The sequence below is a fragment of the Bradyrhizobium sp. 62 genome, from assembly GCF_023073035.1.
Taxonomy (GTDB): Bacteria; Pseudomonadota; Alphaproteobacteria; order Rhizobiales; family Xanthobacteraceae; genus Bradyrhizobium.
In genome coordinates, this window is the sequence record NZ_JADPIT010000023.1 from 326,237 (window position 1) to 335,625 (window position 9,389).

At 65.4% G+C, this 9,389-nt stretch carries 8 protein-coding genes; 4 read left to right on the top strand and 4 right to left on the bottom strand.

Features of this window, described 5'->3' with window-relative positions:
• Nucleotides 1-1,518 (bottom strand): ABC transporter transmembrane domain-containing protein (locus IVB47_RS25160; protein WP_247465246.1); only part of this gene is annotated, 1,518 nt, incomplete at its 3' end.
• Between the two features lie 218 nt (nt 1,519-1,736).
• On the opposite strand from IVB47_RS25160, the gene rpmE reads away from it, so the two are divergent.
• Nucleotides 1,737-1,964: a 50S ribosomal protein L31 gene (rpmE, locus tag IVB47_RS25165; protein ID WP_007599895.1), complete on the top strand. Its 228-nt coding sequence runs from the start codon at nt 1,737-1,739 to the stop codon at nt 1,962-1,964.
• Nucleotides 1,965-2,054: 90 nt separating this feature from the next.
• On the opposite strand, the gene IVB47_RS25170 is transcribed toward rpmE, so the two are convergent.
• Together IVB47_RS25170 and IVB47_RS25175 are read right to left on the bottom strand one after the other, a co-directional pair.
• A complete protein-coding gene (locus IVB47_RS25170; protein WP_007599893.1) occupies nt 2,055-2,564 on the bottom strand; it encodes a DUF1465 family protein in 510 nt (169 codons plus the stop codon).
• Between the two features lie 537 nt (nt 2,565-3,101).
• Nucleotides 3,102-3,293 (bottom strand): DUF1192 domain-containing protein, encoded by a 192-nt coding sequence (locus IVB47_RS25175; protein WP_027570253.1) that lies wholly within the window; start codon nt 3,291-3,293, stop codon nt 3,102-3,104.
• 111 nt (nt 3,294-3,404) lie between these two features.
• Here IVB47_RS25175 and IVB47_RS25180 point away from each other — a divergent pair, with 111 nt between their 5' ends.
• Together IVB47_RS25180 and IVB47_RS25185 are read left to right on the top strand one after the other, a co-directional pair.
• Nucleotides 3,405-4,403 (top strand): NAD(P)H-quinone oxidoreductase, encoded by a 999-nt coding sequence (locus IVB47_RS25180; protein ID WP_007605500.1) that lies wholly within the window; start codon nt 3,405-3,407, stop codon nt 4,401-4,403.
• Between the two features lie 154 nt (nt 4,404-4,557).
• Nucleotides 4,558-7,434: an EAL domain-containing protein gene (locus IVB47_RS25185; RefSeq protein WP_026232774.1), complete on the top strand. Its 2,877-nt coding sequence runs from the start codon at nt 4,558-4,560 to the stop codon at nt 7,432-7,434.
• 12 nt (nt 7,435-7,446) lie between these two features.
• Here IVB47_RS25185 and IVB47_RS25190 read toward each other — a convergent pair whose 3' ends face one another.
• Nucleotides 7,447-7,716 carry a hypothetical protein gene (locus tag IVB47_RS25190; RefSeq protein WP_247359536.1) on the bottom strand — a complete coding sequence of 90 codons (270 nt, stop codon included), beginning with the start codon at nt 7,714-7,716 and terminating at the stop codon, nt 7,447-7,449.
• Nucleotides 7,717-7,860: 144 nt separating this feature from the next.
• On the opposite strand from IVB47_RS25190, the gene IVB47_RS25195 reads away from it, so the two are divergent.
• Nucleotides 7,861-9,357, top strand: a complete 1,497-nt coding sequence (locus tag IVB47_RS25195) for a diguanylate cyclase (protein ID WP_027570251.1) — start codon at nt 7,861-7,863, stop codon at nt 9,355-9,357.
• The last annotated feature ends 32 nt before the right edge of the window (nt 9,358-9,389 follow it).

A 9,389-nucleotide genomic window follows, 5' to 3' on the forward strand; every position in this document is an offset into this window, starting at 1 on the left:
TAGCGTCACGCCGCGCTCGCCGAGCGGGGTGTCGAAACCTTCGGGCAGGCGCCGGATGAACTCGGCGGCATGCGCGAGCTCGGCGGCACGCTCGACCTCGGCGTCGGTGGCATCGGGCCGGCCGAAGCGGATGTTGTCGCGGGCGCTTGCCGCAAACACGTTGGATTCCTGCGGCACCAGCGCGATGCGGGAGCGGAATTCACGCGGATCGGCGGATTTGACCGGCACGCCGTCGAGCGAGATCGCGCCGCTGCGCGGATCGTAGAAGCGCAACAGCAGATGAAAGATCGTGCTCTTGCCGGCGCCGGACGGACCGACGATCGCGACCTTCTCGCCGGGGCGCACGGTGAACGAGACGGCATCGAGCACATTGACGTCGCGCCGTGCCGGATAGGCGAAGCTGACATGGTCGAAGCCGACTTCGCCGCGCGCCGGCACCGGCAGCGCGCGCGGCGACGCGGGCGCGGTGATGTCGGACTGCACATGCAGGATCTCGAACAGGCGCTCGGCAGCGCCGGATGCCGCCGAGATCTCGCCCCAGACCTCGCTGAGCTGGCCGAGACCGGCTGCGGCAAAGGCCGCATAGAGCACGAACTGGCCGAGCCGGCCCGGCGTGATGGTGCCGGTCAGCACGTCGTGCGAGCCGATCCAGAGGATCGCGACCACGCTTGCGAACACGATGAAGATGATGATGGCGGTGAGCACGGCGCGCGCCTGCGTGGACGTGCGCGCGGCTTCATAGGCCTGCTCGACCTCGCCGCCGAAACGCTTCTCGGCGAGGCTCTCGCTGGTATAGGCCTGCACGGTGCGGATCGCACCGACCAGCTCGCTCGCATAGGCGGAGGCCTCGGCCAGCGTGTCCTGCGCATTGCGCGACAGCCGCCGCACCCAGCGCCCGAAGGCGACCAGGGGCAGCACGATCAGGGGAATGGCCAGCAGCACGAAGCCTGACAGCCGCGGGCTGGTGATCACCATCATCGCCGCGGCACCGAAGAACATCATCAGATTGCGCAGTGCGATCGAGACCGAGGCGCCGACGGAGGATTTGATCTGGGTGGTGTCGGCGGTCAGGCGCGACACCAGCTCGCCGCTGCGCGCGGAATCGAAGAAGGCCGGCGACAGCGACAGCAGATGGGCGAAGACGTCGCGCCTGAGATCGGCGACGATGCGCTCGCCGATCGTCATCACGAGGTAGTAGCGCGCGGCACTCGCCAGCGCGAGCACGGCGACGACCGCGATCATCACCGAGAAGTAGCTGTTGATCAGCTCGATGCCCTCAGGCGTCAGGCCGAAATCGATCATCCTGCGCACCGCGACCGGCACCAGCAGGGTGGTCAGCGCCGCGATCGTCAGCGCGACGAAGGCCAGCGCCGCCCGGCCGCGATAGCGGGCGACATAGGGCGCGAGCGCCAGCAGCGGCCGCAGCTTCGCGCGGCTCTTCGCCGGCGCCTCGATCAGGTCGGCCTCGATCGACGGGGCTTCCGCGGGCCCGGTTTCAAGCCGTTCAACTGCGCTCATGAGATCCGACCAAAAGACAAAGAGAGGTAGTCTGCTCCAGATAGGCCGCGCGAGCAGGCGTGGCAAATCCGGGATGTCCCTTAGGGGGCCGCCCGGTCCCCTAAGGCCCCAAAGGCTCTGCAATGGCTTGTTTTACAGGGGCCCGTGGGGTATAGACCCCGCCAAATCCGTCATTCGATAGCCACTCAAGTGAGGCGCCGGGGCGCCGAGGAATTGCCATGAAAGCCGAAATTCACCCGAACTATCATACGATTAAGGTCGTGATGACCGACGGAACCGAGTACCTGACCCGCTCCACCTGGGGCAAGGAAGGCGACACGCTGAACCTCGACATCGACCCCAAGTCGCACCCGGCCTGGACCGGCGGCAACGCGCAGCTGATGGATCGCGGCGGCCGCGTCTCGCGCTTCCAGAAGAAGTTTTCGGGCTTTCTCAAAAAGGATTGATCCGGCCCTCGCGGCTGGAGACGAAAAACGCCCCCGGAGAGCCGGGGGCGTTTTTTGTTTTGGGGGGACGCTCGTCGCAATGACGGGGGCTTACCGCTCGAACGCGGCCTTCAGCGCGTTGAGATGCGGCACCAGCGGGTTGCCGATCGAGGAATGATCGACCGGCGGGGTGTGGATGGTGGTGTCCAGGCGGCGCACGCGGGTCTGGAGGCTCATCGAACGATGGATCAGATCCTGGAGCTGCGACGGCAGCTTCTCGATGCTGTCGGTGGAGCCGGGATCGGCGGCGGAGAGCTTGACCTTGGTTTTTTCCCGGTTGGCCTGGCCCAACGTCATCTCGCCTTCCTTGACTGCGCGGTGCAGCAGCAGCCATGAGGCGAGCTGCATCAGGCGGGTGGTCAGACGCATGCTCTCGGTCGCGTAGGTGAGGCTGACGGCGCGATCGAGCGCCTTGGCCTCGGTGCGGCCGGCGCCATCGAGATAGGCGGCGGTCTCCTCGACCAGGTCCATGCCCTCGCGGAACAGGACGCCGAACGCCGCAGAATTAGTGAACCGCTCGCTGAGTTGAACGAGAGCGCCTTCGGCTTGCAAACGTTCCATGGTTAACGCCCCTTACGCAACTGTCTGACTGCCCGGCTTTGGCGCCGGCTTATGATGAACAAATCATTGCGCGGGCGGGACGCCGAGTCCAGTGACAAGCATGGATATGGTTTCCGCGGGTCTTTGCTCGGAATTCAACCGATGCGAGACGCAAAAAGGCGGAGCTGGGCGCAAAAAAAGAGCCGCCGGAAAACCGGCGGCTTTGAAAGTTGATAACAGGGAGGCGTCAAACAGAGTGGACAGGAGCCACTCGGTGTCCAAACAAGGACAGTTCCCAGTCATAAACTCGAAAGCTTAATGTGGAGTAAACGAGCGAACATTTTGAGGGTTCGTTAGCCATGTCGGTCAGTGGCCGAGTGCGCCCGCGGAACGAATTCTCTCCGTCGCCCCGGCCTAGTGCGCAATTGCGCACGGAGACCGGGGCCCATAGCCACAGGGAAAAGTCGTCGCGCGAGCCGGCAACTCCGAGTCTTCGGAAAACTGCTCGCACGGCGTATGGGTCCCGGCCTCCGCCGGGACGACAGCTATTGTTTCGAGCTACTTCTTGAAAACGCTGTTCGCCGCATCGCGCGAGGCGCGCTTCTTTGTTGCGGCTTCTTCCAGCCTTGTGATCTCGCCCTTGAGCAGCGCTATGCGCTCGGTCAGTTCCTCCACCGACAAGAGCGAGAGATCCTGTCCGATGTCATGGCTGATCTTCTTGCGCGGGCGGTCGTCGTCTTCCATTGCCATCGTGGTTCCTCCTGCGTTCGCTTCACAAGCGGCTGAGGCGGTTGCCAGCCTGCACCGCGCTGGCTAAGCAATGGCCTCGTTCCATCCCGCACCTTTGCTCAAGGACACATCATGGACAAGCTGCCCGCGCAAATGACCGTGGTCGCCATCTCGAAACCCGGCGGACCGGAAGTGCTGGTGCCGGAACAACGGGCGCTGCCGCAGCCCGGTCCCGACGAGATCCTGGTCAAGGTGCAGGCCGCCGGCGTCAACCGGCCCGACGTGGCGCAGCGCTCCGGCGCCTATCCGCCGCCGCCCGGCGCCAGCGACCTGCCCGGCCTTGAGATCGCCGGCGAAGTGGTCGCCGTCGGCAGCAACGCCAAGCGGCACAAGATCGGCGACAAGGTGATGTCGCTGGTCGCCGGTGGCGGCTATGCGCAGTACTGCATCGCGCAGGACGGCCAGGCGATGAGCGTGCCGCCGTCGCTGTCGATCAAGGAAGCCGGCGCATTGCCGGAAACGCTGATGACGGTCTGGCACAACGTGTTCGAGCGCGGCGGCCTAAAGGCCGGCGAGACGCTGCTGATCCATGGCGGCTCGTCGGGGATCGGCACCATGGCGATCCAGCTCGCCAAAGCGTTCGGCGCGAAGGTGATCGTCACCGTAGGATCGCAGGACAAGATCGATGCCTGCCTCAAGCTCGGCGCGGATCGTGCCATCAACTACAAGACGGAAGACTTCGTCGCCGTGGTCAAGGCGGAGACGAACAATGCCGGCGCCAATCTGATCCTCGACATGGTCGCCGGCGACTATGTCGACCGCAACTATGACGCCGCCGCGCTCGACGGCCGCATCGTGCAGATCGCGACCCTCAACGGGCCCAAGGTCACCGTCAACATCGCCAAGGTGATGGTGAAGCGCCTGACCCATACCGGCTCGACGCTGCGCCCCCGTAGTAATGCGGACAAGGCGGCGATGGTGGCCGCGATCGAGGCGAAAGTGATGCCGCTATTGCGCGAAGGCCGGGTCAAGCCACTGATGGACAGCACTTTCCCGCTGGAAAAGGCATCCGACGCGCACCGGCGGATGGAAACCTCGGCACATATTGGCAAAATTGTGTTGGAGGTCTAGGTCAGCGACCCACAGGGCAGGCCGGAAACCCTTTGATTTTCCTTGCTTTCGTGGCATCTATCGCGACGCACCGAACCACCTTGTTCCGTTCGGAAAACGCCGTGCACCGAAGAGCCTGCACCGAAGAGTTTGCGTCGAACGCGGAGAACTGACCTTGCGTCTGATCAGGTGCCTCGCGCCCATAGCGCTGGGCCTCATGATTCTCGTCTGCGCGTTCCCGGCGCGCGCGCTCGACGCTGTCAGCGTCCGCGGTGACGCGCCCGCAATCGACCTCACCGGCGTGCTCGAGCATCAGCGCAGCGACGCCGACCGGATCCAGGTCTCCACCGCGCCCGGCACCGACGGCATCGTCCGCCGCATCGAGGTGCGCGCCCGCGAGGGTGGCCAGAACTGGGTGGTGTTCGCGCTCGCCAACAACACCGACGACCAGCTCGACCGCCTGATCGTCGCCCCGCATTACCGGATCGTCTCTTCGGGGCTGCTGTGGCCCGATCTCGGGCTGTCGCGCATCGCGACCATCACGCCCTCGACCGGCGACCGGCCAGAGCGGCAGGAGAGTCCGACCGCCGACGTCTTCCGCGTCACCCTCGATCCCGGCGCCGTCGTCACCTTCGTCGCGGAGCTGCGCACCGACAAGCTGCCGCAGCTCTATCTGTGGGAGCCGGAATCCTACAAGGACAAGGTCAACTCGTTCACGCTGTACCAGGGCATCGTGATCGGCATCTCCGGCTTGCTGGCGCTGGTGCTGACCATTCTGTTCGTGGTCAAGGGCAGCATCATGTTCCCGGCCGCGGCGGCGCTGGCCTGGGCGGTGCTGGTCTATATCGGCGTCGATTTCGGCTTCTGGGGCAAGGTGCTCGACATGTCGAACAACGCCGAGCGCATTTGGCGCGCGGCGGGTGAGGCGATCCTGGCGGCGACGCTGCTGGTGTTCCTGTTCGCCTATCTCAATCTCAGTCGATGGCACGTGCGATATTCCCACATCACGGTGGGCTGGCTCGCGTTCCTGGGCTCTCTCGTCGCGCTGGCCCTGTTCGACCCTGCGGTGGCGTCCGGCATCGCGCGCATATCGCTGGTGTTGATTGCCTTCGCCGGCTTCGCGCTGATCGTCTATCTCTCCACCCACGGCTTCGACCGCGCGGTGCTGCTGATCCCGACCTGGTTCCTGCTGGTGGTCTGGGTGGTCGCGGCCGGCATGACGGTCGCGGGCTCCGTCACCAACGACATCGTCGGCCCTGCGCTGCTCGGCGGCCTCGTGCTGATCGTGATGCTGATCGGCTTCACGGTGATGCAGCATGCATTCGCCGGCGGCGGCGCCACCACCGGCGTCGTCTCCGACATCGAGCGCCGCGCGCTGGCGCTGGCCGGTTCCGGCGATCTGATCTGGGACTGGGACGTTTCCGCCGACAAGGTCTTCACCAGCCCCGAGACCGAGGCCCTGCTCGGCCTCAAGCGCGGCACGCTGGAAGGTCCGGCCGCCTCCTGGCTCGAAGTGTTGCACCCGCTCGACCAGGACCGTTTTCGCGCAGCGCTCGACAGCGTGCTCGACCAGCGCCGCGGCCGCCTGGTGCAGGATTTCCGCCTGCGCACGCCGGACGGTCACTTCATGTGGTTCGCGCTGAAGGCGCGTCCGGTGGTCGGCTCGGACGGCGAGGTCTCGCGCGTGGTCGGCACGCTCACCGACGTCACCGAGCTCCGCAACGCCGAGGAGCGCCTGCTGCACGATTCCGTGCATGACAATCTGACCGGCCTGCCCAACCGCAAGCTGTTCATGGACCGCCTCGGCGCCGTCGCGCATTTCGCCAAGACCATGCCGACGTTGCGGCCGACGCTGATGGTGATCGACCTCGACCGCTTCAAGCAGGTCAACGATTCCGTCGGCATAGCGGTCGGCGATTCCATCCTGCTTACGCTGGCCCGCCGCCTCACCCGCATCCTGAAGCCGCAGGATACGCTGGCGCGGCTCGCCGGCGACCAGTTCGGCCTGATCCTGCTCTCGGAGCAGGACCCCGCCCGCATCACCGCCTTCGCCGAGACCATCCGCAAGACCATCCGCGCGCCGATCGCCTTCAACGAACGCGAGATCTTTCTCACGGCCTCGATCGGCCTTGCCTTGTCCGATCCGCAAGTTCAGCTCACGGACGAGATCATCAAGGACGCCGAGCTTGCGATGTATCACTCCAAGCGCATCGGCGGCGACCGCATCGACGTCTACAAGTCCGCGATGCGCGCGCGAAAGACCGACCGGCTGACGCTCGAGAGCGAACTGCGCCGCGCCATCGAGCGGCAGGAGCTCACGATCCTGTACCAGCCGATCGTGCGGCTTGAAGACCGCTCCGTCGCCGGCTTCGAGGCGCTGGTGCGCTGGGATCATCCCAAGCTCGGACGCATGGCGCCGTCGGAATTCATCACCATCGCGGAAGAGACCGGCCTGATCATCGACCTCGGCATGTTCGTGCTCGACCAGACCGCCAAGCAGCTCTCGATCTGGCAGCGCGCGATGCGCTCGCGCGAGCCGATCTTCGCATCGGTCAACGTCTCCTCGCGGCAATTGCTGCGCCACGATCTGATCCACGATATCCGCACCGTGCTGTCGCGCTCCTCGGTCGCGCGCGGCACGCTGAAGCTGGAACTGACGGAATCGTTGGTGATGGAGAATCCGGAGCACGCGGCACAGATGCTGACGCGGATCCGCGAGCTCGGCACCGGGCTGTCGCTCGACGATTTCGGCACCGGGCATTCGTCGCTGGCCTATCTGCAGCGCTTCCCGTTCGACACCATCAAGATCGACCAGTCCTTCGTTCGCACCACCAACCGCGGCACCCGCCCGGTGATCCTGAAGTCCATCATCGCGCTCGCGCACGACCTCGGCATGGACGTGGTCGCCGAAGGTGCCGAGACCGATTCCGACGCGGTCGAGCTCTACCAGATGGGCTGCGAATATGCGCAAGGGTTTGCCTTCGGCGAACCCATGGATGCCGACGCCGCGATGCGCCTGCTCACAGAAGTGCGCCTGGAAGCGGCGAGCTAGCTTCCCCTCGCCTCACCCAGGCCTACGCCGGTCACTCTTCAGCTTGGTGAACCGCACGCTCTCGCCGTCCGGCATCCGCATCGCCTTGAAACCCGCGGCGAGGCAGGCTTCGCGTTGCGGCATTTGGATATCCGGGCTGCGCAGGCTGTCCCACCATGAGGCACGATTCGCCGCGCGCGGCAGGGCCGCGCCGATGATCTCTTCGATCTGTTCATAGGTCAGCACGAATTCCGCCTGCTTCTGCCGCATCAGATAATCGCGCAACGCGTCGTAGTCGTTCACCGCTGTCCTCTTCGCTGGTCGAAGGCCCGCTTTGCCCAAAAACGTGAGCCGCGGAAACCAATTTTTAACTCATTCCGGCAGCGCCGTCCCGGCTTAAACACTACTCAAGCTTTCGGGCGCATTCACTGATGCCGGGAGCAAACGATGTTGTCTCGATGGCGCGACGTCACGGCCCGACGGCCATGGCGGCTTTCGGCGAAGCTGCTGATCATCTCGTCCGTGGTGACGGTGATCGGCTTTTCCGCCATTTGCGTCAACGTCATGCTGGACATGCGCCGCGGCGAGGAGGCGCTCGCCCGCCAGACGCTGGAAAACCTGGCGACGACCATCGAGTCCGACGTCAGCCGCAACATCGAGATCTACGATCTGGCCCTCAAGGCGGTCGCCAGCAACATGCTGCTGCCGGAAATCGCCACGGTCTCGAAGCCGATCCGTCACCTCATCCTGTTCGACCATTCGACCACGGCGAGGCATTTCGGCGCGATCCAGGTGTTCGACGCCGACGGCCGGTTGACCATCGACGCCTCGACGCTCGATCCCGTTGCCGTGAACCGGGGCGACGAGGATTACTTCAAGGCCCATCGGGACAGTCCCGAAACCGGCCTCTTCATCAGCCGCCCGATGCTGTTCCGCGGCGCCTATGCAATCGTGCTGAGCCGGCGCATCAGTGACACCGACGGCGGCTTCCTCGGGGTCGTCGCCGGCTCGATCCGCTTCAGCTATTTCCACGAGTTGTTCGAGCGGCTGAACCTCGATCCCCATGACACCATCACCGTGCTCAAGCGCGACCGCACCATCATGATGCGGCGCCCGTTCGACCTCGACGTGATCGGCACCAACCTGAACGATCGGCGGACATGGAAGGCCGAAAATCTCCGGGTCGGCGCCTCCTATGCGGGCCAGGGCCCGGTCGATCCGACTCCGCGACTTTATGTGCGCAGCAGCGACAGCGGTCCGCTGTTCGTGGTGGCGGGCAAACCGCTGGCCGCGGTGTTCGAGCTCTGGCAGAGGGAAGCCTACCGCATCGGCGCCGTGGTGCTGGCGCTCAGCCTGTTCATGCTCGCATCGACGCTGGTGCTCGCGCGCGAGATCGGCCGGCGCGCCGAGGCCGAGCGCAAGCTCGAGGAGATGGCGACGACCGACGCGCTCACCGGCCTGAAGAACCGCCGCAAGTTCGACCAGGTGATCGACGTCGAATGGCGCCGCGCGATGCGGCAGCAGACGCCGATCGCGCTCTTGATGATCGATGCCGATCACTTCAAGGCCTACAACGACACGTTCGGCCACCAGGCCGGCGACCAGGTGCTGGTCGGCATCGCCATCTGCATTTCCGATTCGGTGAGCCGCGCCGGCGACTGCGCGGCGCGCTATGGCGGCGAGGAATTCGCCGTGCTGCTGCCGGGCACCTCGGTCACCGACGCCCTCACGGTGGCCGAGAAGATCCGCGCCAAGGTGCAGGGCTGGTCCGACGACCACACGAGCTCGACGGTGTCCTGCGGCATCGCGAGCCTCGTTCCGACCACGGGCATGGACTGGCCGCTGCTGGTCGCCGCCGCCGACAAGGCCCTCTACGCCGCAAAAGCCGGCGGCCGCAACCAGTCGGTGGTCGCGAGCCTGCCGAAGCTGTCGCTGGTGGCGTGAGGAGTTCGTTCCGTCATTGCGAGCGAAGCGAA

Coding starts and splice junctions, on each gene's coding strand:
- rpmE (WP_007599895.1), top strand. CDS start 1,737: ATGAAAGCCGAAATTCACCCGAACTATCATACGATTAAGGTCGTGATG.
- IVB47_RS25170 (WP_007599893.1), bottom strand. CDS start 2,564: ATGGAACGTTTGCAAGCCGAAGGCGCTCTCGTTCAACTCAGCGAGCGG.
- IVB47_RS25175 (WP_027570253.1), bottom strand. CDS start 3,293: ATGGCAATGGAAGACGACGACCGCCCGCGCAAGAAGATCAGCCATGAC.
- IVB47_RS25180 (WP_007605500.1), top strand. CDS start 3,405: ATGGACAAGCTGCCCGCGCAAATGACCGTGGTCGCCATCTCGAAACCC.
- IVB47_RS25195 (WP_027570251.1), top strand. CDS start 7,861: ATGTTGTCTCGATGGCGCGACGTCACGGCCCGACGGCCATGGCGGCTT.